The sequence below is a fragment of the Caballeronia sp. ATUFL_F1_KS4A genome, assembly GCF_023630905.1.
In the GTDB taxonomy this organism is placed as follows: domain Bacteria; phylum Pseudomonadota; class Gammaproteobacteria; order Burkholderiales; family Burkholderiaceae; genus Caballeronia; species Caballeronia zhejiangensis.
The window spans coordinates 104155-129001 of sequence record NZ_JALQEB010000011.1 but is presented as its reverse complement, the minus strand read 5'-3'; the positions used below and the strand labels follow the sequence as shown (position 1 = coordinate 129001).

General features: G+C 63.0%; 26 protein-coding genes. 16 read left to right on the top strand and 10 right to left on the bottom strand.

The window, feature by feature from the left end:
• The first annotated feature begins 12 nt into the window (after positions 1 to 12).
• The 4 genes from NCS03_RS10510 (at position 13) to NCS03_RS10495 (ending at position 4565) form a co-directional block, all read left to right on the top strand.
• Complete coding sequence (locus NCS03_RS10510; RefSeq protein WP_250460427.1) at positions 13 to 807, top strand: MetQ/NlpA family ABC transporter substrate-binding protein; 795 nt, start codon at positions 13 to 15, stop codon at positions 805 to 807.
• A 175-nt stretch (positions 808 to 982) separates the two neighbouring features.
• The gene (locus NCS03_RS10505) at positions 983 to 1732 is read left to right on the top strand and encodes an electron transfer flavoprotein subunit beta/FixA family protein (RefSeq protein ID WP_250496932.1); all 750 of its coding nucleotides are present in this window, start codon (positions 983 to 985) and stop codon (positions 1730 to 1732) included.
• A 2-nt stretch (positions 1733 to 1734) separates the two neighbouring features.
• Entirely contained in the window at positions 1735 to 2670 is a 936-nt protein-coding gene (locus NCS03_RS10500) for an electron transfer flavoprotein subunit alpha/FixB family protein (RefSeq protein ID WP_250529134.1), read from the top strand.
• Positions 2671 to 2774: 104 nt separating this feature from the next.
• On the top strand, positions 2775 to 4565 hold the full coding sequence (locus NCS03_RS10495) for an acyl-CoA dehydrogenase (protein ID WP_250529133.1): 1791 nt from the start codon (positions 2775 to 2777) through the stop codon (positions 4563 to 4565).
• Between the two features lie 59 nt (positions 4566 to 4624).
• On the opposite strand, the gene NCS03_RS10490 is transcribed toward NCS03_RS10495, so the two are convergent.
• The gene (locus tag NCS03_RS10490; RefSeq protein WP_034472691.1) at positions 4625 to 5917 is read right to left on the bottom strand and encodes a D-amino acid dehydrogenase; all 1293 of its coding nucleotides are present in this window, start codon (positions 5915 to 5917) and stop codon (positions 4625 to 4627) included.
• Between the two features lie 132 nt (positions 5918 to 6049).
• Here NCS03_RS10490 and NCS03_RS10485 point away from each other — a divergent pair, with 132 nt between their 5' ends.
• Both NCS03_RS10485 and NCS03_RS10480 read left to right on the top strand, forming a co-directional pair.
• Complete coding sequence (locus NCS03_RS10485) at positions 6050 to 6538, top strand: Lrp/AsnC ligand binding domain-containing protein (protein WP_008342349.1); 489 nt, start codon at positions 6050 to 6052, stop codon at positions 6536 to 6538.
• A gap of 68 nt (positions 6539 to 6606) precedes the next feature.
• Entirely contained in the window at positions 6607 to 7734 is a 1128-nt protein-coding gene (locus NCS03_RS10480; RefSeq protein ID WP_008342347.1) for a PA0069 family radical SAM protein, read from the top strand.
• Positions 7735 to 7738: 4 nt separating this feature from the next.
• Here NCS03_RS10480 and NCS03_RS10475 read toward each other — a convergent pair whose 3' ends face one another.
• Positions 7739 to 8242, bottom strand: a complete 504-nt coding sequence (locus NCS03_RS10475) for a TM2 domain-containing protein (protein ID WP_034472686.1) — start codon at positions 8240 to 8242, stop codon at positions 7739 to 7741.
• Between the two features lie 240 nt (positions 8243 to 8482).
• Between NCS03_RS10475 and rpsP the strand changes: the two genes are divergently transcribed.
• The 6 genes from rpsP to NCS03_RS10445 all read left to right on the top strand — a co-directional run bounded on the left by rpsP (position 8483) and on the right by NCS03_RS10445 (position 12714).
• Entirely contained in the window at positions 8483 to 8737 is a 255-nt protein-coding gene (gene rpsP, locus NCS03_RS10470; protein WP_008342343.1) for a 30S ribosomal protein S16, read from the top strand.
• Between the two features lie 54 nt (positions 8738 to 8791).
• Positions 8792 to 9538, top strand: a complete 747-nt coding sequence (gene rimM, locus NCS03_RS10465) for a ribosome maturation factor RimM (RefSeq protein ID WP_250523062.1) — start codon at positions 8792 to 8794, stop codon at positions 9536 to 9538.
• Between the two features lie 25 nt (positions 9539 to 9563).
• Complete coding sequence (gene trmD, locus NCS03_RS10460) at positions 9564 to 10334, top strand: tRNA (guanosine(37)-N1)-methyltransferase TrmD (RefSeq protein ID WP_008342340.1); 771 nt, start codon at positions 9564 to 9566, stop codon at positions 10332 to 10334.
• 129 nt (positions 10335 to 10463) lie between these two features.
• Positions 10464 to 10853: a 50S ribosomal protein L19 gene (rplS, locus tag NCS03_RS10455; protein WP_008342338.1), complete on the top strand. Its 390-nt coding sequence runs from the start codon at positions 10464 to 10466 to the stop codon at positions 10851 to 10853.
• A 143-nt stretch (positions 10854 to 10996) separates the two neighbouring features.
• A complete protein-coding gene (locus tag NCS03_RS10450) occupies positions 10997 to 11656 on the top strand; it encodes a CoA pyrophosphatase (RefSeq protein WP_008342336.1) in 660 nt (219 codons plus the stop codon).
• A gap of 119 nt (positions 11657 to 11775) precedes the next feature.
• Complete coding sequence (locus NCS03_RS10445; RefSeq protein WP_008342334.1) at positions 11776 to 12714, top strand: CobD/CbiB family protein; 939 nt, start codon at positions 11776 to 11778, stop codon at positions 12712 to 12714.
• Here NCS03_RS10445 and NCS03_RS10440 read toward each other — a convergent pair whose 3' ends face one another.
• The 3 genes from NCS03_RS10440 to NCS03_RS10430 are packed head-to-tail and all read right to left on the bottom strand — an operon-like array spanning position 12715 to position 15226.
• Positions 12715 to 13038 carry a putative signal transducing protein gene (locus NCS03_RS10440; protein ID WP_034472677.1) on the bottom strand — a complete coding sequence of 108 codons (324 nt, stop codon included), beginning with the start codon at positions 13036 to 13038 and terminating at the stop codon, positions 12715 to 12717.
• The gene (gene rsgA, locus NCS03_RS10435; RefSeq protein ID WP_250434988.1) at positions 13035 to 13961 is read right to left on the bottom strand and encodes a ribosome small subunit-dependent GTPase A; all 927 of its coding nucleotides are present in this window, start codon (positions 13959 to 13961) and stop codon (positions 13035 to 13037) included. Before rsgA ends, NCS03_RS10440 begins: the two co-directional genes overlap by 4 nt.
• On the bottom strand, positions 13958 to 15226 hold the full coding sequence (locus NCS03_RS10430; RefSeq protein ID WP_008342330.1) for a M48 family metallopeptidase: 1269 nt from the start codon (positions 15224 to 15226) through the stop codon (positions 13958 to 13960). The genes rsgA and NCS03_RS10430 overlap by 4 nt, the downstream gene beginning before the upstream one ends.
• Positions 15227 to 15329: 103 nt before the next feature.
• On the opposite strand from NCS03_RS10430, the gene orn reads away from it, so the two are divergent.
• Positions 15330 to 15938, top strand: a complete 609-nt coding sequence (orn, locus tag NCS03_RS10425) for an oligoribonuclease (protein ID WP_250529132.1) — start codon at positions 15330 to 15332, stop codon at positions 15936 to 15938.
• On the opposite strand, the gene mog is transcribed toward orn, so the two are convergent.
• Together mog and yjgA are read right to left on the bottom strand one after the other, a co-directional pair.
• Positions 15935 to 16543, bottom strand: a complete 609-nt coding sequence (gene mog, locus NCS03_RS10420; protein WP_250529131.1) for a molybdopterin adenylyltransferase — start codon at positions 16541 to 16543, stop codon at positions 15935 to 15937. The two genes, orn and mog, sit on opposite strands and share 4 nt — an antisense overlap.
• Positions 16530 to 17135 (bottom strand): ribosome biogenesis factor YjgA, encoded by a 606-nt coding sequence (yjgA, locus tag NCS03_RS10415; RefSeq protein ID WP_034472813.1) that lies wholly within the window; start codon positions 17133 to 17135, stop codon positions 16530 to 16532. The genes mog and yjgA overlap by 14 nt, the downstream gene beginning before the upstream one ends.
• Positions 17136 to 17350: 215 nt before the next feature.
• On the opposite strand from yjgA, the gene pmbA reads away from it, so the two are divergent.
• Positions 17351 to 18721, top strand: coding sequence for a metalloprotease PmbA (gene pmbA, locus NCS03_RS10410; RefSeq protein WP_008342321.1), 1371 nt, complete (start codon positions 17351 to 17353; stop codon positions 18719 to 18721).
• 62 nt (positions 18722 to 18783) lie between these two features.
• Here the strand turns inward: pmbA and NCS03_RS10405 are convergent, their stop codons facing one another.
• Positions 18784 to 19281, bottom strand: coding sequence for a dihydrofolate reductase (locus NCS03_RS10405; RefSeq protein WP_250496926.1), 498 nt, complete (start codon positions 19279 to 19281; stop codon positions 18784 to 18786).
• Positions 19282 to 19382: 101 nt separating this feature from the next.
• Positions 19383 to 19583 (bottom strand): hypothetical protein, encoded by a 201-nt coding sequence (locus NCS03_RS10400; RefSeq protein WP_008342315.1) that lies wholly within the window; start codon positions 19581 to 19583, stop codon positions 19383 to 19385.
• 655 nt (positions 19584 to 20238) lie between these two features.
• On the opposite strand from NCS03_RS10400, the gene NCS03_RS10395 reads away from it, so the two are divergent.
• Entirely contained in the window at positions 20239 to 21618 is a 1380-nt protein-coding gene (locus tag NCS03_RS10395) for a sigma-54 dependent transcriptional regulator (protein WP_008342313.1), read from the top strand.
• Positions 21619 to 21768: 150 nt separating this feature from the next.
• Positions 21769 to 22740: a thymidylate synthase gene (locus NCS03_RS10390; protein ID WP_008342312.1), complete on the top strand. Its 972-nt coding sequence runs from the start codon at positions 21769 to 21771 to the stop codon at positions 22738 to 22740.
• A gap of 65 nt (positions 22741 to 22805) precedes the next feature.
• Here the strand turns inward: NCS03_RS10390 and NCS03_RS10385 are convergent, their stop codons facing one another.
• Positions 22806 to 24806, bottom strand: a complete 2001-nt coding sequence (locus NCS03_RS10385; RefSeq protein ID WP_250529130.1) for a DUF6600 domain-containing protein — start codon at positions 24804 to 24806, stop codon at positions 22806 to 22808.
• Positions 24807 to 24847 lie beyond the last annotated feature (41 nt).

Here is a 24847-nt window from a genome sequence, read left to right as displayed (position 1 = left end):
ACTCAAGAAACCATGCAACGTCGATTCATTCTGAAGTTCGCCGCCGCGCTGTTGAGCGCAACGCTGTTCAACGGTGCCGCGCACGCCGATGAAGCCATCAAGTTGGGCGTGACCGGCGGCCCGCACGCGCAGATCATGGACGTGGTGAAGCAGGTCGCCGCGAAAAACGGGCTGAAGGTCACGGTCGTCGAGTTCTCGGATTACGTGCAGCCGAACGCCGCGCTCGCCGCCGGCGATCTCGATGCGAACAGCTATCAGCATCTGCCGTATCTCGACGCGCAAGTGAAGGATCGCGGCTACAAGCTCGTCAAGGTCGCCGATACGGTGACGTTCCCGATGGGCATCTACTCGAAGAAGCTGAAGTCGCTGTCGGCGCTTGCCAACGGCGCGCGCATCGCGGTGCCGAACGATCCGACCAACGGCGGCCGCGCATTGCTGCTGCTGCAGAAGCAAGGTCTCATCAAGCTGCGCGCGGATGCGGGTCTGAAAGCGACGCCGCTCGATATCGTCGAGAATCCGAAGAAGCTGAAGATCGTCGAACTCGACGCCGCGCAGATTCCGCGCTCGCTCGACGACGTCGATGCCGCCGCCATCAATACGAACTTCGCGATGGAAGCGGGCCTGAAGCCGAAGTCGGACGCGATCGCAATCGAAGATCCGCGCGGTCCGTATGTGAACATCATCGCGGTTCGCGCGGCCGACAAGGACAAGCCGTGGGTTGCGAAGCTGATCGCGGCGTATCACTCGCCGGAAGTGAAGCAGTTCATCGAAGGCAAGTACGCCGGCGCGGTGATTACGGCCTGGTAATCGTTTTCATGGTCGGATTCGGGTTTTCGTGGATATAAATAGAACGATCGTTCGATAAAATTCGGCTCATACCTATTGCACGATCGCCGACCCCACCCGCTTTTGGAGGGGTGATCTTACGCGTCACTCGTATAATGGCGCTGGGTTGACGTAATCGTAACTTTGGAGCGTGTGCATGAAAATTCTGGTGCCAGTCAAGCGCGTGGTCGACTACAACGTGAAGGTCCGCGTGAAATCGGATAACACGGGTGTCGATATCGCCAACGTGAAGATGTCGATGAACCCGTTCGACGAAATCGCCGTGGAAGAGGCGGTGCGTCTGAAGGAAGCGGGTGTTGCTACGGAAGTGATCGCTGTGTCGTGTGGTGTTACGCAATCTCAGGAGACGTTGCGGACAGCGTTGGCTATCGGTGCGGATCGCGCGATCCTGGTCGAATCCGCCGATGAACTGCAGCCGCTGGCGGTCGCGAAGATCCTGAAGGCGCTAGTCGATCAAGAGAAGCCTGAGCTCGTCATCCTGGGCAAGCAGGCCATCGACGACGACTCGAATCAAACCGGCCAGATGCTCGCTGCACTGGCGGGTTTGCCGCAAGCGACGTTCGCATCGAAGGTCGTCGTTGCCGATGGCAAAGCCACGGTATCGCGCGAAGTCGATGGCGGCGCCGAAACGCTGTCGCTGAAATTGCCCGCAGTCGTCACCACCGATCTGCGTCTGAACGAGCCGCGCTACGTGACGCTGCCGAACATCATGAAGGCGAAGAAGAAGCCGCTGACGACGGTGAAGCCCGCCGATCTCGGCGTCGATGTCGCGCCGCGTCTCAAGACGCTGAAAGTCGTCGAGCCACCGAAGCGCAGCGCGGGCATCACCGTGCCCGACGTGAAGACGCTGGTCGAAAAACTGAAAACCGAAGCGAAGGTGATCTGAACATGACGATTCTCGTAATTGCAGAACACGACAATGCGTCGATCAAGGCCGCGACGCTGAACACGGTTGCAGCGGCATCGAAGATTGGTGGCGATGTGCATGTGCTGATCGCGGGATCGAACGCGCAGGGCGCGGCGGATGCGGCGGCGAAGATCGCGGGCGTTTCGAAAGTGCTGCTCGCCGATGCGCCGCAACTCGCTGAAGGCTTGGCGGAGAACGTCGAAGCTACGGTGTTGAACATCGCGAAGGATTATTCGCACATTCTGGCTCCGGCGACCGCGTACGGTAAGAACGTCGCGCCGCGTATCGCTGCACACTTGGATGTCGCGCAAATCAGCGACATCACCGCCGTCGATAGCGCCGATACTTTCGAACGCCCGATCTACGCAGGCAACGCCATCGCCACGGTTCAATCGAGCGATGCGATCAAGGTCATCACCGTTCGCGCGACGGGCTTCGATCCGGTTGCGGCGGAAGGCGGCAGCGCATCGGTCGAGAAGATCGAAGCCGCAGCCGATGCAGGCATCTCGCAGTTCGTGAGCCGTGAAGTGACGAAGCTCGATCGTCCGGAACTGACGAGCGCGCACATCATCGTGTCGGGTGGCCGTGGTCTGGGCAGCGGCGAGAACTACACGAAGACGCTAGAACCGCTCGCCGACAAACTCGGCGCGGCGCTGGGCGCATCGCGCGCGGCAGTCGATGCCGGCTATGTCCCGAACGATTTTCAGGTGGGTCAAACCGGCAAGATCGTCGCGCCGCAACTGTACGTTGCGGTCGGCATCTCGGGCGCGATTCAGCACTTGGCCGGCATGAAGGACTCGAAAGTCATCGTCGCCATCAACAAAGACCCGGAAGCGCCGATCTTCAGCGTCGCCGATTACGGTCTCGTCGGCGATCTGTTCTCGGTCGTGCCGGAACTGGTGAAAGAGCTCGGCTAACCGCGCCATGTGAGTCGAACACTCACCACAAAAATAAGAAAGGGCGCGACGAACGTTGCGCCCTTTTTTTGTACCCGAAAATTGAAACAGGAGGAGACAGGACGATGAGCTATCGCGCACCCGTCAAGGACATGTTGTTCGTAGTGAAGGAGCTGGCGGATATCGACCGCATCGCCGCGCTGCCCGGTCACGAAGACGCGGGCTTCGATACGGCGCAGGCCGTCGTCGAAGAAGCCGCGCGCTTTTGCAGCGAAGTAATCGCGCCGCTGAACGTCGAAGGCGATCGCAATCCGAGCGCCTGGGCGAACGGCGAAGTCACGACGACGCCCGGCTTCAAGAACGCGTTCCGCCAGTTCGCGGAAGGCGGCTGGCAAGGCGTCGTGCATCCGGCGGACTTCGGCGGACAGGGCTTGCCGAAGCTCATCGCGACGCCGTGCATCGAAGCGCTCAACTCGGCGAATCTCTCTTTCGCGCTGTGCCCGCTGCTCACCGACGGCGCAATCGAGGCGCTCCTCACCGCCGGCAGCGACGAGCAGAAGGCGCGCTATCTGCCGAAGTTCATTGGCGGCGAATGGACCGGCACGATGAACCTCACCGAGCCGCAGGCGGGTTCCGATCTCGCGCTCGTGCGCACGCGGGCCGAGCCGCAGGGCGATGGCACGTACAAGGTCTTCGGCACGAAAATCTTCATCACGTACGGCGAACACGACATGGCGAAGAACATCGTCCATCTCGTGCTCGCGCGCACGCCCGATGCGCCCGAGGGCGTGAAAGGCATCTCGCTCTTTCTCGTGCCGAAGTTCCTCGTCAATGACGACGGCTCGCTCGGCGAGCGCAACGACGTGCATTGCGTGTCGATCGAGCACAAGCTCGGCATCAAGGCGAGCCCGACGGCCGTGCTGCAATACGGCGATCACGGCGGGGCGACCGGGTATCTGATCGGCGAGGCGAATCGCGGCCTCGAATACATGTTCATCATGATGAACGCGGCGCGTTTTGCGGTCGGCATGCAGGGTGTCGCGATCGCCGAGCGCGCGTATCAGCAGGCGGTCGCGTACGCGAAGGAGCGCGTGCAGAGCCGTCCCGTCGATGGCAGCGCGAAGGAGCCGGTGACGATCATCCATCATCCCGACGTGCGCCGCATGCTCTCGACGATGCGCGCCTACACCGAAGGCGCCCGCGCGCTCGCCTACGTCGCAGCGTCGCACAGCGATCTCGCGCACGGCCATCCGGACGATGACGCGAGGAAGAGTCATCAGGCGATCTACGAATATCTCGTGCCGATCGTGAAGGGCTTTTCCACGGAAATGTCGGTCGATGTCGCGAGTATCGGCGTGCAGGTGCATGGCGGCATGGGCTACATCGAGGAGACGGGCGCGGCGCAGCATTATCGCGATGCGCGCATTCTGCCGATCTACGAAGGCACGACGGCGATTCAGGCGAACGACCTCGTCGGTCGCAAGACCGTGCGCGATGGTGGCCGTGCGGCGCAAGCGCTGCTCGCGCAGATCGATCAGACGATCGCCGCGCTCGCCGAAGTGGATGGCAAGCCGTTCAAGTCGATGCATCGACATTTGAGCGCGGGAAGTCTGTCGCTGGCGCGCGCGATCGAGTTCATCGTCGCGAAGTTCAAGAGCGATCCGAACGCGGTGTTCGCGGGCAGCGTGCCGTATCTGCGGCTTGCGGGCATCGTGTTGTCCGGATGGCAGATGGCGCGCGCGATGCTCGTCTCGCAGGTGAAGCGCGCGGAAGACGAGCGCTTTCATTCCGCGAAGATCGCGACAGCCGAGTTTTTCGCGGAGCACATTCTGTCGCTGGCTCCTGGGATCGAGGCGTCCATCATCAGCGCGAACGGCGGGGAAGGCGTGCTCGCACTCAGCGAAGATCAGTTCTAGAAACGACAAAGCGCCTTCATCGAAGGCGCCTTTGCTTTGCTTTGATGCGACAACGCGAATTACGCGTTCGCGTATCCCGGACGCGTCTTCACGCCGACGTCGCCGAAATAGCGATGCACCGAAAGGTCGTCCGCGCGGATCGCGGGCTGCTTGCCGGACATGAGATCGGCGAGCAATTGGCCGGAGCCGCACGACATCGTCCAGCCGAGCGTGCCGTGGCCCGTGTTCAGGAACAGGTTCGGCACCGGCGTGCGGCCGACGATCGGCGTGCCGTCAGGCGTCATCGGGCGCAGGCCGGTCCAGAACGTGGCGTTCGTGGTGTCGCCGCCGCCCGGGAAGAGGTCGTTCACGCACATTTCGAGCGTTTCGCGACGCGCCGCTTTCAGCTTCTTGTCGTATCCGACAATTTCCGCCATGCCGCCCACGCGGATGCGGTCGTCGAAACGCGTGATCGCGATCTTGTACGTTTCGTCGAGCACGGTCGACACAGGCGCGCGGTTCGCATCGACGATCGGCGCGGTAATCGAATAGCCCTTCAGCGGATAGACCGGAATCTTGACGAGATCGCCGAGCAGTTTCGGCGAATACGAGCCGAGCGCGACGACGTACGAATCCGCCGTCACCAGTTCCTTGCCGCACTGCACGCCGGCGATGCGGCCATTCGCGACGGCGAGTGCGTCGATCGACGTGTTGTAGCGGAACTTGACGCCGAGCGCTTCGGCCATTGCGGCGAGCCGCGTGGTGAACATCTGGCAGTCGCCGGTTTCATCGTTCGGCAGACGCAGACCGCCCGTCAGCTTGTGCGACACGGCGGCGAGCGCGGGTTCGGCCTTCTTGAGTTCGTCGGCAGTGAGCAGCTCGAACGGCACGTTCGCGTCTTTCAGCACGGCGATGTCCTTGCCCGCGCCATCGAATTGCTGCTGCGTACGGAACAGTTGCAGCGTGCCCCCCGTGCGGCCTTCATAGGAAATGCCCGTGTCCGCGCGCAGCGCCTGCAGGCAGTCGCGGCTGTATTCGGCGAGGCGGACCATGCGGCCCTTGTTCACCGTGTAGCGATCTTGCGTGCAGTTACGCAGCATTTGCCACATCCATTGCAACTGATTCATCGTGCCGTCGAGGCGGATCGCGAGCGGCGCGTGCTTTTCGAACATCCACTTCACGGCCTTCAGCGGCACGCCCGGCGCGGCCCACGGCGATGCATAACCGGGAGAGATCTGTCCGGCGTTCGCGAAACTCGTTTCGAGCGCGGGCCCGGCTTCGCGATCGATGACCGTGACTTCGTGGCCGGCGCGAGCAAGGTAATACGCGCTCGTCACGCCGACGACGCCGCTTCCGAGAATAACGATTCGCATGTGATCTCCAATTCGATTTCGCTGGACAGCCGGCCAAACCTGCGACACCCTGTCCGTCTAGTGTTATCGCCTATAGTATTGAGATCAAAGCAGTTTTAGTTATTGTATTTGGTCGATTTTCAGGAAAAAGAAATGCGAACGCAGCGAAATCCGGTCCGCACGCTCGACAAGCTCGATCACAAGATCTTGAACATCCTTCAGGAGGACGGCCGCATCGCGATGAAGGATCTGGCGGAGCGCGTCGGATTGTCCGTGACGCCGTGTATCGAGCGCGTGAAACGCATGGAGCGCGACGGTGTCATCGTCGGCTATTACGCGCGCGTGAATCCGACTGAACTCGGCGCGGCGCTGCTCGTGTTCGTCGAGATCACGCTGGATCACAAAAGCGGCAACATGTTCGAGCAGTTCCGGCGCGAAGTGCAGAAGATTCCCGAAGTGCTCGAGTGTCATCTCGTGTCGGGCGATTTCGACTATCTGATCAAGGCGCGGATCGGCGAAATGGCGGACTATCGCAAGCTGCTCGGCGACATCCTGTTGCAACTGCCGGGCGCGGTTCAGTCGAAGAGCTATGTGGTGATGGAGGAGATCAAGGAGACGCTGAAGATTCTCGTCGAGACGTGATTTTTCGCTTGCGACGAAACGTCGATACTGTATATTTGTACAGTATCAATCGTTGGATTTTGTCGCAAATGTCATCGCCGGATCGTGAATATCCCGTCGCGCCGCCCGCTCCGTTGAAGGGGCGCGGCGCGGTCACGAACATCCAGGGCCGCTACGAGAAGGACGAGCGCGAGCGCGTCGACGACGGCTGGCTGCACGCCGCGGATGCCGAGGACGAGAGCGCACCGCCGCTGCGCACGCAGGTGTTCGAAGAGCGCGCCAAAACCATCCTCACGCGCAACAGTTCGCCGGATATTCCGTTCTCGGTATCGCTCAATCCCTATCGCGGATGCGAGCACGGCTGCATCTACTGTTTCGCTCGTCCGACGCACAGCTATCTCGGACTGTCGCCCGGCCTCGATTTCGAAAGCCGCATTTACGCGAAGATCAACGCGCCCGAATTGCTCGAACGCGAACTGGCGAAGCCGAACTACGAGCCCGAGCCAATCGCGCTCGGCGTCAACACGGACGCGTATCAGCCGGTCGAACGGGATCTGCAACTCACGCGGCGCGTCATTCAGATGCTGCACGACTGCGGCCATCCGTTCGCGGCGATCACGAAGAGCTCGCTGATCGAGCGCGACATAGACCTGCTCGCGCCGATGGCCGAACGCGGCCAGATGATGGCGGCGATCACAGTCACCACGCTCGATGCCGATATCGCGCGCACGCTCGAACCGCGCGCGGCCACACCTTCGCGGCGTCTGCGCACGATTCGCACGCTCGCGGAGGCGGGCATTCCAGTGGGCGTGAGCATCGCGCCGGTCATTCCGTTCGTGACGGAGCCGGACCTGGAGCGTGTGCTGGAAGCGTGCGCAGAGGCGGGCGCGACGACCGCGAGCTATATCGTGCTGCGTCTGCCATGGGAAGTCGCGCCGCTCTTCAAGGATTGGCTCGCCGCGCATTTTCCCGACCGCGCGGATCGCGTGATGAGCCGCGTGCGCGATATGCGCGGCGGCAAGGATTACGACTCGGATTTCTCGAAGCGCATGAAAGGCGAGGGCCTTTGGGCCGACATGCTGAAACAGCGCTTTCAGAAGGCGACGAAACGTCTTGGGCTTAATGCAAGACAGCGCGGGATTCTCGATATGTCCGAGTTTCAGCGACCGGCGAAACGGCCGCCGCCGCCGGCGAGCCCGCAGCTCGATTTGTTCTGACGTCCTATTGCGACAAAGTCTTCGCGGCTTCGACCTGGCCTTCGAAATAAGTCTGGAACGTGAGCGCGAGACCGGTCATCAGCAGAAATGCGCCGATCAGCAGCGAAAAGATCACGACGAAGATCACGGTCCAACCGGAGCGGCTTTCGCGTCCCGTGTGCGCGTTGAATTGCGCGTCCCACTTGGCGTCCGGGCGCAGGCCGTAGACGAGCGCGGAGAGGAAAGCCGCAAGCAGCGAGATTGACCCGGGAAACGCCAGCGCCCAGCCGAGAATCGACGTGCGCTCCGTTTCGGCGAGCAGCAGATAGCCGAACGCGCCCATGACGATACCGACGATATGCGCCCAGCCGTACTTGTCGCGCATTCCATAGAGGTAAAAGCGATGCAGTCCGATATAGCCGAACAGGAACGCCAGCGCGGCGGTCAGCGTTTTCGAGCGGAAGTATGGCGGAACCTGCTTGCCGGCCGGCTTGGAGCCGGATTGCGTGGCGACGGACGAGGAAGTCATCAGCGAAAGCGGTGGTGGATTGAGGCGGACGCCGGTCTGACATTTTACGCCTACCGCCGAGCACGCCGCCCATGGCACGTTGCCGCATCGGCGTGATTTCCGGTATCCGGCAACGCGCCGAATTCTTGTCGAACTTGCCGTCACATGCAAAAAATGCGTTAAGTGTTTGTTAGGGCGTCGGAATCCGGCTATAATCGCCTGTTCTCGTTGTTCCGAACCCCGGTTTTCAAGGATTTCAGCATGGTCATCATCCGCTTGGCTCGTGGCGGCTCGAAGAAGCGCCCGTTCTACAACATCGTCGCAACCGACTCGCGTAGCCGCCGTGACGGCCGCTTCATCGAGCGCGTGGGTTTCTACAACCCGGTCGCGACCAAGGGCGAATCGCTGCGCATCGCGCAAGATCGCCTGACGTACTGGCAAGGCGTTGGCGCGCAACTGTCGCCGACCGTCGAGCGTCTCGTCAAGCAAGCTCAGCAAGCCCAGCCGGCTGCTTGAGTTCGCTGAGCCGACGCTGTAGTAAACGCTCGAAACCTGCCCAAAGGTTCGCCGATGTCCGCGCGCGATTCTGAATCCGGCCGCGCATCGGAAAACATCGGCCGAACGAAGCCGGGGCAAGATGAAAGTTCCGCCACGTTTGGCGCGTTCGTCCGCAAGCCGGGCGCGCGCCGCGTGGCGGGCGACGTTTCGGGTAGCAACAAAGGCAGCGATAAAGGCAGCATTCAGCCGGAAGCCGCAATCGAGCGGGTCGAGGCTTTGCCCGAAGACGCCGTCGAAGTCGGTTTTATCGCCGATGCGTACGGTCTGAAGGGTTGGGTCAAGATCGTTCCGCACGCGAACGGCAAGCAGGGCGGCGACGCGCTGCTGAGCGCCAAACGCTGGTGGCTCGTCAAAGGCCGCGATCGCAAGTCCGCGCGCTGCCTGCAGTCGAAAGTGCACGCCGATACCATCGTCGCGCGTCTGGCCGGCTGCGATGACCGCGATGCGGCGCTCGCGCTGAAGGGCCATACGGTGAATATCGCGCGTGGCGATTTCCCGAAGCTCGACAGCGACGACGAATTCTACTGGGTCGATCTGATCGGCCTCGATGTCGAAAATGAAGCTGGCGTTGCGCTTGGTCGCGTCGCCGATCTTATCGACAACGGCGCGCATTCCATTCTGCGGATCGAGTATCCGAATACGAACAAGGACGGCGCGCCCGTCACCGGCGAGCGGCTCATTCCGTTCGTCGGCGTATATGTGAAGACGGTGGACCGGGCGGCGAAGCGTATCGTCGTCGACTGGGACGCCGATTATTGAACATCGGCACGTTACGGAGAGAGCGATGCAGTTCGATGTCGTAACGCTCTTTCCCGAAATGTTTCGCGCGCTGACCGACTGGGGCATCACCAGCCGGGCGGTGAAGCAGGAGCGGTTCGGTCTGCGTACGTGGAATCCGCGCGATTTCACCACGGACAACTACCGCACCGTCGACGATCGCCCTTACGGCGGCGGCCCCGGCATGGTCATGCTGGCGCGCCCGCTGGAAGACGCGATCCACGCGGCGAAGGCTGCGCAGCGTGAGCAGGGCATCACGTCGACGCGCGTCGTGATGATGTCGCCGCAAGGTGCGAAGCTGGATCACGATCGCGTGATGCGATTCGCGCAGGAACCCGGTCTCGTATTGCTGTGCGGCCGTTACGAAGCGATCGATCAGCGCCTGATCGACCGTGAAGTGGACGAAGAAGTGAGCCTCGGCGACTTCGTGCTGTCCGGCGGAGAACTCCCCGCCATGGCGCTGATGGACGCCGTAGTGCGTCAGTTGCCGGGTGTGCTGAACGACGCGCAATCGGCGGTGCAGGACAGTTTCGTCGATGTGCTGCTCGATTGCCCGCACTACACGCGTCCGGAAGAGTACGACGGCGTGCGCGTTCCCGATGTGCTGCTCGGCGGCCATCACAAGGAAATCGACGCCTGGCGCAGGCGCGAAGCATTGCGCAACACATTCAACAAGCGGCCCGATCTGATCGAGCGGGCGCGCCGCAGCAAGATGTTGAGCCGTGCCGATGAGGCGTGGCTCGCAGAACTCGCGAAGGAAGCGTCGAAGCCCGCATAGGTTTCGAGCGGACGAGCGGGAAAATGGGGGCGTCGAGTGGTATCGGCGCCTGAAGCAAACCCATCCTCTACCGGGGCCTGACTCAATACAAGGCACACAACTCCGGCAAGATGGCACAAGGAGTCAGTAATGAATCTGATTGAGCAACTCGAGAAGGAAGAGATCGCACGCGTTCTGGGCGAGAAGAGCATCCCCGACTTCGCGCCGGGCGATACCGTCGTCGTCAACGTGAACGTGGTCGAAGGCACGCGCAAGCGTGTTCAGGCTTACGAAGGCGTCGTCATCGCGAAGCGTAACCGTGGCCTGAACTCGAACTTCATCGTCCGCAAGATCTCGTCGGGCGAAGGCGTCGAGCGTACGTTCCAGACCTACTCGCCGCTGCTCGCGAGCATCGTCGTGAAGCGTCGTGGCGATGTCCGCCGTGCGAAGCTCTACTACCTGCGCGAGCGTTCGGGCAAGTCGGCTCGAATCAAGGAAAAGCTGGTGTTCAAGGACAAGTCTGCTGCTTCCGCAGAGTAAGTCCCTCGCCAGAAGCAGTACGGAAAAAGCACCCCTCGGGTGCTTTTTTCTTTGGTGTGTTCAAATTGAGGCTTCCACAGAACCGTTCTCGACCCGTGTCCACCGGAAAGACTTCGACTCCCCGCATCCTCGAACCCGAAACGATGCCCGTCCTCTCGACGGGCGAGACACTCCCGCCCGTTCCGCCCGAGCGCCTCACGCCTGAAGGCTTGCGCGCGCGTTTCGCGATGGATCTCGACTGGGCGCAGGAAGAGCGCGAGCAGCGCATCAAGGCGATCGGCGGCGATCCGCGCGTGGCGTCCGTGCTGGTGCCGCTCGTCGTGCGCGAGGGCGGCTTGACCGTGCTGCTGACGCAGCGGGCCGATCATCTGTCGGATCACGCGGGGCAGATCAGTTTTCCGGGCGGCCGACGCGAGCCCGAAGACGCCGATGCCGCCGCCACCGCGCTTCGCGAGGCCTACGAAGAGGTGGGGTTGGGCGCGGAGCATTGCGAGGTCATCGGCGCGATGCCCGAGTATCTGACGGGCACGGGTTTCAAGGTGACGCCGGTCGTCGCGCTCGTGAATCCGCCATTCACATTGAAGGCCGATACACGCGAAGTCGCCGATATCTTCGAAGTGCCGCTCGCGTGGCTCATGAATCCCGCGAATCATGAAGTGCGGGTCTTTCGCTGGGAAGGCGGCGAGCGTCGTTTTTTTGCCATGCCATACAGCCCCGGCGACGGGAAGGCTCCTTATTTCATCTGGGGCGCAACGGCTGGCATGTTGCGCAATTTTTATCGCTTCCTCGTGGCTCGCGCGTGACGGCGCGAAAAGTCCGCGCCCTTGTTGCGCGTTGCGCAAATACTTAGCGCATTAAAGGCGTCGGGCGCTGTGCTATCGTTACGCGAAACTCGAACTATCCGACCGTTTCGGCGCTTCGCATGACTTTTTTCTCCGTATTGCTGGCTCTCGTCATTGAGCAGATGCGCGCGTTATCGCCGCACAATCCGATTTCGGCGTTGCTTCAATATCATGCGGAATCCACCGCGCACGGTTTCGATGCCGGCAAGGAGAAGCATGGCATCGTCGCGTGGCTCGTGGTCGTGCTGCCGTGGACGCTCTTCGTCGGGCTCGTCTATTACGTGCTCTATCGGATCAACTTCGTTCTGGCATTCTTCTGGAACGTAGTGATCGTCTATTTCACGCTCGGTTTCCGGCAGTTCAGCCACTATTTCACCGATATCCACCTCGCGCTCAACAACGACGACGTTCCGCGCGCGCGCGAAGTGCTGGCCGAGTGGACCGGCATCGATACGGTCGACATGCCTGTAAGCGAAATCGTCCGGCATACGCTGGTTCATGCGGTCGTGGCATCGCACCGGCACGTGTTCGGCGTGTTCTTCTGGTTTCTGATTCCGATCGGCCCGGCGGGCGCGGTGCTCTATCGCATCGCCGAATACCTCGCGCGCGCGTGGTCGAAGCCGAATCCCGAGCGCACCGCGGAGTTCTCGTCGTTCGCGCAACGCGCGTTCTTCATCATCGATTGGGTGCCCGCGCGTCTGACGTCGCTCGGTTTCGCGATCGTCGGCAATTTCGAGGACGCCATTTACGCGTGGCGCAATCACGCGCGCCAATGGCCGGACGCAAACGAAGGCGTGTTGCTGGCAGCGGGCAGCGGTGCGCTGGGCGCGCGTCTCGCGGGGCCGCTCGCCGAGCCGCTTTCGGTCGAAGCGCTTGCCGTCGGCGATGCCAGTCCGTTGCCCGTCGGCGACGATTGCACGCCGCGCACGCTGCAATCGGCTGTCGGCCTCGTATGGCGGGCAGTCATTTTGTGGATGTTGCTGCTGCTGATGCTGACGATCGCCGTGTGGCTGGCGTAATCAATCGTCGAGCGGATCGCGCGCCGTCTGGCAATTCCAGCAGACGGTGAACTGCGGCTCCAGCCACTCGCCGCAATGCTTGCACTTCCAGGGCCGGGCGTTCGCGTCCGGCCCTTTTCTCGCGCGCTCCAGAAGGCGCAAGGCCAGCGCTTCGTCGCGATCGTCGACGATCCAGATTTCCGGCGCGCACTGATCGGCCGGAATCTCCCCCATCGCGCCATTCAAATAACGGTTGTGCAACTCGCACGGCACGCCCGCGGCCGACAGCACGTTCACCCAATGCTGCGCCGTGATGAGATCGGGAGCGCGCGTGAGCCGCTTCATCGAACGATCTGGCTGGCTTCGTGCACGAGTTGCGCGTAGAGCGCGTGACGTTCGGGGCGAATCTTTCCCGCTTCGACGGCTTCGAGCACCGCGCATCCCGGCTCGTGCAGATGATGGCAGTTGTAGAAGCGGCAATGTCCGAGATAAGGCCGGAAATCGGCGAAGGCGCGCTCGAGCTGGCCTTCCGACAGATGATGCAGGCCGAATTCCTGAAAGCCCGGCGAATCGATCAGCGAGCCGCCGCCTGGCAGATCGTAGAGACGCGTGAATGTGGTCGTATGACGGCCGCTGTTGAGCGCGGACGAAATCTCGCGTGTGGCGGCGTCGGCATCGGGGACGAGCAGGTTCACGAGCGTCGATTTGCCCATGCCGGATTGACCGAGCAGGATCGTCGAGCGGTCTTTGAGGCGTGCGTCGAGTTGCGGATGAACGTCGCCGGGCGCCATCTTCGCCGAGAGCTCGATCACCGTGTAGCCGAGTTCGCGATACGGCGCGAGACGTTCGCGCGCGAGCGGCAACGCGCTTTCGACATCGATCTTGTTCAATACGATCAGCGATTCCAGACCGTGCGCCTCGGCCGCGATCAGCGCGCGTCCGAGCAGGTCTTCGCTGAAATGCGGCTCGGTGGCGAGCACGATCAGAAGTTGATCGAGATTCGCCGCGAAGAGCTTCGACTTGAACTGATCGGAACGATAGAGCAGATTGCGCCGTTCGGCGATCTCGACGATCACGCCCTGATCCGCCGACGACTGCTCGTAGAACACGCGATCGCCTACGGCCACTTCGCTTTTCTTGCCGCGCGGGAAGCACTGGAGCATCGCGCCGCCGTCTTCGGGCGTGACGAGATAGTGCCGCCCGTGCGCGGCGATCACCGTGCCTTCGAGCCGTGCCGCCGCACCTGACCGCTTGAACCCGCGCGTCATGCGGCGTGCTGCATCAGGCGGTCGATGCGCTGCGAGGCGGGCGGATGCGAGTAGTAGAACGCGGTGTAGATCGGATCGGGCGTGAGCGTCGACGCGTTGTCTTCATACAGCTTCACGAGCGCGTTCACGAGATCCTTCGGATCGGTCTGGCTGGCGGCGAAAGCATCGGCTTCGAACTCGTTCTTGCGCGATGTCAGGCTGCCGAGCGGCGTGATGAAGAACATGAACACGGGCAGCACGAGCATGAAGAGCACGAGCGCGAGCCCGTTATTGCTGCCGACGAGCGACGGCCGCACGCCGAGACCTTCATAGAACCACGTCGTCTGAATGAGCCAGCCGAGCAGCGCGAGCATCGCGAGGCTGATGCCGAACATGACGACCATCAGCTTCAGAACGTGACGGCGCTTGAAATGGCCGAGTTCGTGCGCGAGCACCGCTTCGATTTCGTTGCCGGAAAGCCGCGCGAGCAGCGTGTCGAAGAACACGATGCGCTTTGCCGCGCCAAAGCCGGTGAAATACGCGTTGCCGTGCGCCGAGCGGCGGCTGCCGTCCATCACGAACAGGCCTTTCGCGGCGAAGCCCGTGCGCGACATCAGATTCGTGATGCGTGCGACGAGTGCTTCATCCTTCAGCGGTTCGAACTTGTTGAAGAGCGGCGCGATGAAGGTCGGATAGATGATCATCGCGAGCAGCTGGAAAGCCACCCAGACCATCCACGTCCACAGCCACCAGAAGGTGCCGGCGCGATCCATGAGCCAGAGCGTGAGCAGCAAGAGCGGCGCGCCGATCACGATGGCGAGCACCGTGCCCTTGACGAGATCGACGAAGAAGAGCTTCTTCGACATGCGATTGAAGCCGAACTTTTCCTCGATCACGAAATGGCGGATGTAGTCGAACGGCAGATCGATGACGCTCGTGATCGCCACCACCGACGCCACCAGCGCGATCTGTCCGAGATAGCCGCGGCCGAGCCAGTCCGAAATGGCGAGATCGAGCGCCTGGACGCCGCCGAGCAGCGTCAGCGCGACGAGCACGACCGCGCTCGTGACGACTTCGATCATGGTGAGGCGCGTGCGCTCGACGGTGTAATCCGCGGCGCGCTGATGCGCCGTGAGCGGGATCGTGCCGCTGAATTGCGCGGGCACGCCGTTGCGATGCGCGGCGACGTAGCGGATCTGGCGCGATGCGAGCCACAGCTTGGTCGAAACCATCGCGACGAGGGCGACGACGAAGATCGTCGAGAAGGCGAGAGTGAGGTTGGTCATCCGGGAATTCCGATTGAACTATGCGAGAATTATAGGTTCTAGGCCGTGCCGGCGCGCTCAGAAACTGTGCGGCATGGCTTTCCCATCTTTCAGGCCGCTTTTCATGACCGACATCTCCACCACGCCCGAATCAGAAGAAAACGCGCTCGCGCGCAGCGACATGAACCTCGTGTGGCTCGACATGGAGATGACCGGCCTCGATCCGGACAACGATCGCATCATCGAGATCGCGGTGGTCGTCACGAATTCGACGCTCGACAAGATGGTCGAAGGCCCGGTCCTCGCGATTCATCAGACGGAAGAAGCGCTCGGCCGCATGGACGAGTGGAATCGCAACACGCACGGCCGCTCGGGGCTGACGGAGCGCGTGAAGGCATCGACGATCGATGAAGCCGAAGCCACGCGCCAGATCCGCGATTTTCTCGGGGCTTACGTGCCGCCCGGCAAATCGCCGATGTGCGGCAACTCGATCTGCCAGGACCGCCGCTTCATGGCGCGCTGGATGCCCGAACTGGAGACGTTCTTCCACTATCGCAATCTCGACGTCAGCACGTTGAAGGAACTGTGCCGCCGCTGGCAGCCGGCGATTTACAAGGGCTTTCAGAAGCGTGCGATGCACACGGCGCTCGCCGATATCCACGAGTCGATCGACGAGCTCAAGTACTACCGCCAGCATTTCCTGATTCCGTCGGCGAGCGCAGCCGCGTCCTAATTCTTCGGCGGGCGGATCGCGCTCTTCGGACGAAACGCGGCGACCACTTCCGGCCGCGTTTCGATATACGGCCCGCCGATCAGATCGATGCAATACGGCACGGCCGCGAAAATGCCCGGCACTCTCGTTCTGCCGTCTGCGTCTTTCAGACCTTCGAGCGTTTCGCGGATCGACTTCGGCTGGCCCGGCAGATTGATGATGAGCGCAGCGTGGTCTTCCGTTTCGCGAATCACCGCGACTTGCCGCGAGAGAATGGCCGTCGGCACGAAATTCAGGCTGATCTGGCGCATCTGCTCGCCGAAGCCGGGCATCGGCTTGGTGGCGACGGCGAGCGTCGCCTCGGGCGTCACGTCGCGGCGGGACGGGCCGGTGCCGCCTGTCGTCAGCACCAGATCGCAGCGGTGCGTATCGACGAGCTCGACGAGCGTCGCGGAAATGGTCGCGGCGTCGTCGTGAATCAGCCGCGTCTCGGCCCGAAACGGCGTCGAGAGCGCCGCGCCGAGCCACTCGACGAGCGACGGCAAGCCCTTGTCCTCGTAGACGCCGGAAGACGCGCGATCGCTGATCGACACCAGTCCGACTATCAGTTCGTCATGCGTCGTCATCGCGATCGTCCTCGTCGTCTTCGACATCGTCGTCTTGCGCGCCCGACGCGTTCTTGATCCACTGGAAGAGTTCGCGGTAATAGCGCGGCGGCTTTTGCTGCTCGCGCTCCTTGCGCGCGTTGCGGATCAGCGTGCGGCCTTCCTGCGGATCGACGCCCGGATGCGTGCGGATGAATTCGGTGAGCGCGGCGTCATCGGCGAGCAATTGTTCGCGCGTGCGCTCGATCCAGTGCATGCGCGCGGTTTCGGCCTTGTTCACGCCGCGATGGGTGTCGAGCGCGGTGCGCAGCGCGGCGACTTCGTCTTCGGTCAGCGAGCGCATGACCTTGCCGACGTACTGCAACTGACGGCGCTTGCCTTCGTGATCGGTGATGCGGCGTGCCTCGCGCACGGCGTCGCCGAGATCCTCGGGCATCGGCATGCGTTTGAGCGCATCCTTGGGCAGCGCGATGAGCGCTTCCCCCAGCTCCTGCAGCGCGTGCATTTCGCGCTTGAGCTGGGATTTGCTCGGACGGTCGTAGCCGTTTTCGTCGGCCTCGCGATCGTCGTCGCGGCCGGAATCGATCGGTTGAATGCGGGTTTTACGGTTCATCCCGACATTGTAGCTTGCGCCCGCATCGCTTTTGCCGGGTCGCGGCCGGCGCTGCGACAAACCTTGGCGGGTGAATGCACGCCGTCCTTGCTATGATCGCGTGATACGCCGGTCCCGCTTTGCGATGCTCGACGACGAGCGCATCTGGCCGGGAATCCCGAAGCAATCACGACATGCGCGGGCGCGACACGCCCGACTTCCAAAGGCAACCAAAAATGGCAGCAGACATGGACGTCAAGCAACGCTACTTCCCGCATACGCAGGATGAGCTGAAGGAGATCGCCTCCGACATCCTGCGCTACGCGAAGGAACTCGGCGCGAGCGATGCGGCCACCGAGATCTCCGAGGGCGACGGCCTGTCGGTGAGCGTGCGGCGCGGCGAAGTGGAGACCATCGAGCACAATCGCGACAAGATGGTCGGCGTGACCGTGTTCATCGGCAAGAAGCGCGGCAACGCGAGCACTGCGGACTTCACGCGCGACGCATTGCGCGACACGGTCGCGGCCGCGTACAACATCGCGCGCTTCACGGCGGAGGACAGCGCGGCCGGCCTCGCGGAAGCCGAGTTGCTGGAAAAGTCGCCGCAGGACCTCGATCTTTATCACCCGTGGGACATCGACGCCGAAGAGGCCGCCGAGATCGCGCGCCGCGCGGAGGCCGCAGCGTTCGCCGTCGACAAGCGCGTGACCAATTCGGAAGGCGCGAGCGTTTCCGCGCAGCATTCGCAGTTCGTGCTCGCGACGTCGCGCGGCTTCATGGCGGGCTATCCGTACTCGCGTCACTACATTGCGTGCGCGCCGATCGCCGCGGCCGGCCGCGACATGCAGCGCGACGACTGGTACACGTCCAAACGCGATGCATCCGCGCTTGCGGCGCCAGAAGCCGTCGGCCGCTACGCCGCCGAGCGGGCGCTCGCGCGGCTCAACGCGAAGAGCCTCGACACGCGCAAGTGCCGCGTGCTGTTCGAAGCGCCGCTCGCGGCGGGCATTCTCGGCGCGTTCGTGCAGTCGGTGAGCGGCGGCGCGTTGTATCGCAAGACTACGTTCCTCGTCGATAGCCTCGGCAAGCCGGTGTTCGCGCCGCATATCCAGATCGTCGAGGATCCGCATGTGAAGGGCGGCATGGGCAGCGCCCCGTTCGACGAAGAAGGCGTGCGTACGCAACGCCGTAACGTCGTCGAGGATGGCGTCGTGCAGGGCTATTTCCTCTCGACGTATTCGGCGCGCAAGCTCGGCATGCAGACGACCGGCAACGCGGGCGGCTCGCACAATCTGACGATGACGAGCGCGCACACGAAGCCCGAGGACGACTTCGAAGCGATGCTGAAGAAGCTCGATACCGGCCTCCTGCTTACCGAACTGATGGGGCAGGGCGTGAACTACGTGACGGGCGACTACTCGCGCGGCGCGTCGGGTTTCTGGGTCGAGAACGGCAAGATCGTGCATGCCGTCGAGGAAATCACCGTGGCGAGCACGCTGCAGGAGATGTTCCGCCATATCGAGGCAATCGGCGCGGATACCGTCGTGCGCGGCACGAAGGAAATCGGCTCGGTGCTGATCGAGCGGATGACGGTCGCGGGCCAGTAAGCCGCGCCGGTCGAGAACAGAAAGGCTCCGGAGCGCATCCGGAGCCTTTTTTCATTCCGGCTTCATTCCGACGAGGCGATGCGCTCGTAAGTCACGAAGGCGAACGCGAAATCGTTCGGCGCCGCTGCGCGATGCGTCTCGCGCGACACTTCGCGCCACAACTCGGGATCGGGCGCCGGAAAGCGCGTGTCGCCATCGAAATCGGCGTCGATCTCGGTGACGATCATCTTGTCCGCACGCGCAATGGCATCCTGATACAACTGCGCGCCGCCGATCAGAAACGCTTCCTTCGCCGGTTCGAGCGCGAGCGCCGCTTCGAGGCTCGTCACGACATCGCAGCCTTCGTAGCGCCGGGTGCCGTCGCGCGACACGACGATATTGCGCCGCCCCGGCAGCGCCCTGCCGATGGATTCATGCGTCTTGCGGCCCATGATGATGGGCGCGCCCATCGTCGTGCGCTTGAAGAAGGCGAGATCCTCGGGCAGGCGCCAGGGCAGTTGGTTTTCGCGTCCGATCACGCCATTGCGCGCGCGGGCGACGATCAGAGTCAGCGTCGTCATGGAATAGAAGTCCGGCAAGCTGGCGCGCGCGGGCAGCGCGGCCGGGTGACGATTCTAACCGACGCTTGCGGCGCGGCCAGCGCTCGGCGCGCCGCGCGGGCCTACGCCTCCGGCGCTTCGTCGCCGAGCGGCAGCGTCGTGTGCCATGGGGGCGGCGCGATCTCGTCCCATAGCGTCACGCTGACGCCCGAGCCAGTCGGACGATCGTCGGGCAGGCCCGACGCGGCGGATTCGTCCGCGTTCTCGCCATTTTGATGCGCGTCGGTTGTTTCTCCGCGCCTTAAAGAACTATCGCGTGCCATCGTGACGACATAACCAAGTAATAAATTCCCGCCACGGAAATATCCGGAAATAAAGTAATCGCTTTCTCGGTAAAACGATTAAGCGGGAGTCGAACGCAGGGATAAAGATGAACGCTCGTTCGGCAGCGAGTATTTCTTACCTTCGAGCGCGGTTCTATTGGAGCGAATTGCGTGCCATGTCCGGCAGAGCGTTGCTGCGCAATGAATCGCGAAAATCCGACGAAAGTCCGCAGCAAAAATTCGGCTGTAAACGTTTCACTGCTGAAACATGAAGGCAGAAAAACGTGAACTTCCGGCGAAATCGGTATAAGATTTTGTCTTATTAAATTGTGCGCAATCTCGTTGATAATCGTGTGAGAAATTCTTGCCAAGGCCGTCCTGTCAAGGTTTTGTGGCTAATCCGGCGACTCTCGCGATATTTGTTTCCGGGGTTTCTGGGTTATAGTAGTCTCTCAAAAACGGCGCAGAATCAGACATAAAGGGTTTCGTGGAAGGGTGCGTGGTGTTTCGCGCCGTGTCCCGGGGGCGACGGTTCGAATGGCAAATCCTCTCCAGACGTTTGCGAGCAACGTGCGAGGGCAACGAAGTTTGCGATGTAGCGCGAGCCTTGAACTACGTGACCTTTTCAACGAATGTTGAACAAAGGATCTGAATAATGGACGTCGCTCGGCGGCAACTCATCTATGTGACTCGCGATCCAAGCGAGACGCTGTGCGCGCGATTCGAGGAGCGCGGTTGGCATATCGAAATCGTCGCGAACGCGCGCGACACGCGCAAGGCTTTGCGCAGCGATCTGGCGACCGGCGGGCTGCTCGATCTGTCGAGTCATTTCGAATCTCATGAACTGGCGGCGTTCGAATCGTCGCTGACGATGACCAACGTGGGCTGGGTCGCGGCCACGGTTGCCGGGCAACTGGAAGACGCTGCCGTGCGGCGTCTCATTCGCGACTATTGCTTCGATTACGTGACGCTGCCGACGTCCAACGACCGCATCGTCGATTCCGTCGGTCATGCGTACGGCATGGTTTCGCTGCATGACGCCGCGTCGAACGATGCGCGCAGCGAGGGCCGCGCCGAGGGCGAAATGGTCGGTTCGTGCGACGCGATGCTCGCGCTCTTCCGCTCGATCCGCAAAGTCGCGATGACCGATGCGCCCGTGTTCATCTCCGGCGAATCCGGCACCGGCAAGGAACTCACGGCTGTTGCCATTCACGAGCGCTCGGCGCGCCGCGATCAGCCGTTCGTGGCGATCAACTGTGGCGCGATTCCCGCGCATCTGCTGCAATCGGAGCTCTTCGGCTACGAACGCGGCGCTTTCACGGGCGCGAATCAACGCAAGATCGGCCGTGTCGAAGCGGCCAATGGCGGCACGCTGTTCCTCGATGAAATCGGCGACCTGCCGCTCGAAAGCCAGGCGAGCCTGTTGCGCTTCCTGCAGGAGCGCAAGGTGGAGCGCCTCGGCGGACACGGCTCGACGCCCGTCGACGTGCGCATCATTTCCGCGACGCACGTCGACATGCAGACCGCGATGATCGAAGGGCGCTTTCGCGCGGACCTGTATCACCGGCTGTGCGTGCTGCAGATCGACGAGCCGCCGCTGCGCGCGCGCGGCAAGGACATCGAGCTGCTCGCGAAGCACATGCTCGACCGCTTCAAAAAGGACGCGAGCCGTCGTCTGCGCGGATTCTCGCCGGATGCGATCGCCGCGATCCACAACTACGGCTGGCCGGGCAACGTGCGCGAGCTCATCAACCGCGTGCGGCGCGCCATCGTGATGTCGGAAGGGCGCCAGATCACAGCGCGCGATCTCGAACTCGGCGAATACGTCGAAGTCGCGCCGGTCTCGCTCGCACAGGCGCGCGAGGCCGCCGAACGACAGGCGATCGAACTCGCGCTGCTGCGCCATCGCGGGCGTCTTGGCGACGCCGCGCACGAATTGGGCATCTCGCGCGTGACGCTGTATCGGCTGTTGAGCGCGCATGGCATGCGTCACATCGAGGTCGATGCGCCCTCGGAGCACGCCACGCGCGGCTGACAGCCAGGTCGCGGACGAACACCGGACGGGCGCCACAAGGCGCCCGTTTTTTCGTGCCGCTGCACTAAGCGCCCGCATCCATCGCTTGGTAAAATCGATCGTTTACGCCTTCCGCTCGCGAGGGCGCGCAGCGTACCCAGGGAACATCGAATGAAACAGTATCTCGAGCTCGTCCAGACGATTCTCGATACCGGCACTTGGCAGGAAAACCGCACGGGCATCCGCACGATCAGCATGCCCGGCGCGATGCTGCGTTTCGACCTGCAGCAAGGCTTCCCGGCCGTGACCACGAAAAAGCTCGCGTTCAAGTCGGCGATCGGCGAACTCGTGGGCTTTCTGCGCGCGTCGAAGAGCGCGGCGGACTTTCGCGCGCTCGGCTGCAAGGTGTGGGACGCCAACGCCAACGAGAATCCGGAGTGGCTCGAGAATCCGTATCGCCAGGGTCCGGACGATCTCGGCGACGTCTACGGCGTGCAGTGGCGCAAGTGGCCCGCGTACAAGCTCGTCGACGCCTGCGCGGGCGACCAGATCGCCGACGCCACGAATCGCGGCTATCAGCTCGTGACGAGTTTCGTCGAAAACGGGCGCGAGCAGGTGCTGCTGTACAAGGCGATCGATCAGTTGCGTCAATGTCTCGACACGATCATCGAGCGCCCGACCGACCGGCGCATTCTGTTTCACGCGTGGAATCCGGCGAAGCTCGACGAGATCGCGCTGCCCGCGTGCCATCTGCTGTATCAGTTCATCCCGAACGCGGTGACGCGCGAGATTTCGCTGTGTCTGTACATCCGCAGCAACGACGTCGGCCTCGGCACGCCGTTCAATCTGACTGAAGGCGCGGCGCTCCTGCATCTCGTCGGACGGCTGACGGGCTACAAGCCGCGCTGGTTCACGTACTTCATCGGCGACGCGCACATCTACGAAAACCAGCTCGACATGCTGCACGAGCAACTGAAGCGCGAGCCGCTGCCTTCGCCGCAACTGATCATCTCCGATCGCGTGCCGGATTACGCGGTGACGAAGCGCTATGAACCGGAATGGCTGGAGAAGATCGAGCCGAAGGATTTCGCGCTCGAAGGCTACAAGCATCACGACGCGCTCACGGCGCCGATGGCCGTATAAGCCGGGTTTCGTCGGTTTGCACAAGAAAACGCGCGGTCGAGGCCGCGCGTTTTGTTTTTGAGGTCTTAACCGCGATGGTGCTCGTTGCCGCCGCCACGTTGCTGTTGCGGTTGTTGCGGTTGATGAGGCTCCCGATTCTGCATCTGCGGCGGCGGAGCCTGACGAACTTCCTGATGCATCGGCTGACGCGTTGGCTCCTGGTGAGGCTGCAGCCGCTGCGCTTCCGGCTGCGGATGAGGCGGCGGCATCTCATGGCGCGGCTGTTCGACCCGCGCCTGGCGATACGCCTCCGGCGACGCGTGATTGGGCTGCGGCTGCGTCGAATGCATCGGCATGCGTTGATCGACGTGCGGCGCATCGTTTGCGCGTTGACGCTGCCACATCGGTTGATACGCCTGCTGCGGCGCGCGCGGCTCGCGCGAAACGGCATGTCCGCGCGATGAATCCCCATGCGCGAAGCGCGGATCGTTCGCGCCGAATTGCGCAGGCTGCGGCGGATGCGCAACGCCGTAGCCATGCGGCTGCGCAGGCTGAGCGGGAACCGGCGCCGGCAACGCGCCGCCCGCGATGACCGACCGCGCCGGTCCATGCGTCGCGACGAGATGCACCTGTTCGTTGCGCGCGCCGTACCCGCCGCGCGGATCGCGATTCTGCTGCACGTACCGGTCATGAAAAGCCGGCGGCGCGACGGGCGCGCGTGTCGCGACCACCGGTCGTCCGAATCCGGCCTGCGGCGGCTGATAACTCGCGCGTCGCCCACCGGGCGCGAAGCTGTCGCGCGTCGGCGCAATGCCCGGCGCGCCCGCGAAGAAGCGCGGATGGCGCCAGCGCGACGGATCGACCGCGTACGGCTGACGTCCGACCGGCTGGCCAAGCACGAACAGGTTCGTCGGCACGGCCGTCAGCCCGCGCGGCGCGTGATAGTTGACGTACGTATTGCGCACATAGACATTGCGGTTCACGCGTTCGAAATAACGCGGACTCCAGCCATCCCGATGCGGACGCCACGCTTCGCCCGGTCCGAGCGGAAACCACGCGACGCCCGCCGCCGCGATGCCGCCGACCGTCAGCGCGACGTTCCAGTCGGGGCCGCCATCGCCATCGCCATCGCCGACGAAACCGACGAGCGCAGGCGAGTACGCGGGCGGCGCGCTGACGTCCATCGGGCCGGGCACCCACGCCCATCGCGATCCGATATACGCCCAGCGGCCATAGTGATACGGCGCGAAGCCCCACGGCGCGTCGTCGATCCATGTCCATCCCCACGGATCCTGCCAGGCCCAATGTCCCTGACGATACGGCGCCCAGTCGGCGGACACGGCGGTCGGCGTCCAGACCGGCCCGTACGACGGATCGTTGCGCCACGTTCCGTTGGCGTCGAGATCCTGATAACCGGGCACGTCGCGCGATACATATCGCGCCGAAATCGAGCGATCTTCGGATGGGTCGCGCCCGGCGGCCCATTGATCGAACGCGTCGGGCGCGGGCGCCGCATTCGCCGATGCCTGCTGCAGATTCGTGCCCTCGAACGTCATCTGCTGCCCGCCCGCGAGTTGCACGGAGCCACCGTCGCCGTACGCGGTCACGCCGCCGCTTCGCACCGTCACGGTCGTCGCGCGGCCATCGGGCGCGACGTCGACGCGCATCTCGCCGGGCGTCGTGATCGCGAGCGCGGTGTTCGGCGTGTCGATCTCGTAGGTCGTGCCGGGCGGGAGTTCGTGCACGCGCGTCGACAGCGTGCCCTGGGCGATCTTGAGTTGCACGGTGTCGTCGTCGAGCGCGAGGACGGACAGCGCCGTCGATGACCCGAGCCGCACCGCCGTCGAACCGATATGCAGTTCGGAGCGCGCGTTCTCGTCGTTCCAGAGTTGATCGCCCGTCGTCAGCGGACGATTGATCTGCGCGTAGGACCAGTCGGATGCGCCCGCTGGCTCGGTCGTCACCGTGCCCGCCATGTAGTTGAGCCGCGCGATGCGTCCGGGCGGATCGCCTTGTCCGGTTTGCGCAAACGCGTTAAGCCCCGATGCCGACAAAAGCACGCACAAAGCGGCGATCCTGATCTTCATTACGTTCTCCGGCGGCCGCGCGTGCGTTCCGTTCGGCGCAC

Excerpts from the sequence above, each read along its gene's own strand:
- NCS03_RS10510 (WP_250460427.1), top strand. The coding sequence starts at position 13 with ATGCAACGTCGATTCATTCTGAAGTTCGCCGCCGCGCTGTTGAGCGCA.
- NCS03_RS10505 (WP_250496932.1), top strand. The coding sequence starts at position 983 with ATGAAAATTCTGGTGCCAGTCAAGCGCGTGGTCGACTACAACGTGAAG.
- NCS03_RS10500 (WP_250529134.1), top strand. The coding sequence starts at position 1,735 with ATGACGATTCTCGTAATTGCAGAACACGACAATGCGTCGATCAAGGCC.
- NCS03_RS10495 (WP_250529133.1), top strand. The coding sequence starts at position 2,775 with ATGAGCTATCGCGCACCCGTCAAGGACATGTTGTTCGTAGTGAAGGAG.
- NCS03_RS10490 (WP_034472691.1), bottom strand. The coding sequence starts at position 5,917 with ATGCGAATCGTTATTCTCGGAAGCGGCGTCGTCGGCGTGACGAGCGCG.
- NCS03_RS10485 (WP_008342349.1), top strand. The coding sequence starts at position 6,050 with ATGCGAACGCAGCGAAATCCGGTCCGCACGCTCGACAAGCTCGATCAC.
- NCS03_RS10480 (WP_008342347.1), top strand. The coding sequence starts at position 6,607 with ATGTCATCGCCGGATCGTGAATATCCCGTCGCGCCGCCCGCTCCGTTG.
- NCS03_RS10475 (WP_034472686.1), bottom strand. The coding sequence starts at position 8,242 with ATGACTTCCTCGTCCGTCGCCACGCAATCCGGCTCCAAGCCGGCCGGC.
- rpsP (WP_008342343.1), top strand. The coding sequence starts at position 8,483 with ATGGTCATCATCCGCTTGGCTCGTGGCGGCTCGAAGAAGCGCCCGTTC.
- rimM (WP_250523062.1), top strand. The coding sequence starts at position 8,792 with ATGTCCGCGCGCGATTCTGAATCCGGCCGCGCATCGGAAAACATCGGC.
- trmD (WP_008342340.1), top strand. The coding sequence starts at position 9,564 with ATGCAGTTCGATGTCGTAACGCTCTTTCCCGAAATGTTTCGCGCGCTG.
- rplS (WP_008342338.1), top strand. The coding sequence starts at position 10,464 with ATGAATCTGATTGAGCAACTCGAGAAGGAAGAGATCGCACGCGTTCTG.
- NCS03_RS10450 (WP_008342336.1), top strand. The coding sequence starts at position 10,997 with ATGCCCGTCCTCTCGACGGGCGAGACACTCCCGCCCGTTCCGCCCGAG.
- NCS03_RS10445 (WP_008342334.1), top strand. The coding sequence starts at position 11,776 with ATGACTTTTTTCTCCGTATTGCTGGCTCTCGTCATTGAGCAGATGCGC.
- NCS03_RS10440 (WP_034472677.1), bottom strand. The coding sequence starts at position 13,038 with ATGAAGCGGCTCACGCGCGCTCCCGATCTCATCACGGCGCAGCATTGG.
- rsgA (WP_250434988.1), bottom strand. The coding sequence starts at position 13,961 with ATGACGCGCGGGTTCAAGCGGTCAGGTGCGGCGGCACGGCTCGAAGGC.
- NCS03_RS10430 (WP_008342330.1), bottom strand. The coding sequence starts at position 15,226 with ATGACCAACCTCACTCTCGCCTTCTCGACGATCTTCGTCGTCGCCCTC.
- orn (WP_250529132.1), top strand. The coding sequence starts at position 15,330 with ATGACCGACATCTCCACCACGCCCGAATCAGAAGAAAACGCGCTCGCG.
- mog (WP_250529131.1), bottom strand. The coding sequence starts at position 16,543 with ATGACGACGCATGACGAACTGATAGTCGGACTGGTGTCGATCAGCGAT.
- yjgA (WP_034472813.1), bottom strand. The coding sequence starts at position 17,135 with ATGAACCGTAAAACCCGCATTCAACCGATCGATTCCGGCCGCGACGAC.
- pmbA (WP_008342321.1), top strand. The coding sequence starts at position 17,351 with ATGGCAGCAGACATGGACGTCAAGCAACGCTACTTCCCGCATACGCAG.
- NCS03_RS10405 (WP_250496926.1), bottom strand. The coding sequence starts at position 19,281 with ATGACGACGCTGACTCTGATCGTCGCCCGCGCGCGCAATGGCGTGATC.
- NCS03_RS10400 (WP_008342315.1), bottom strand. The coding sequence starts at position 19,583 with ATGGCACGCGATAGTTCTTTAAGGCGCGGAGAAACAACCGACGCGCAT.
- NCS03_RS10395 (WP_008342313.1), top strand. The coding sequence starts at position 20,239 with ATGGACGTCGCTCGGCGGCAACTCATCTATGTGACTCGCGATCCAAGC.
- NCS03_RS10390 (WP_008342312.1), top strand. The coding sequence starts at position 21,769 with ATGAAACAGTATCTCGAGCTCGTCCAGACGATTCTCGATACCGGCACT.
- NCS03_RS10385 (WP_250529130.1), bottom strand. The coding sequence starts at position 24,806 with ATGAAGATCAGGATCGCCGCTTTGTGCGTGCTTTTGTCGGCATCGGGG.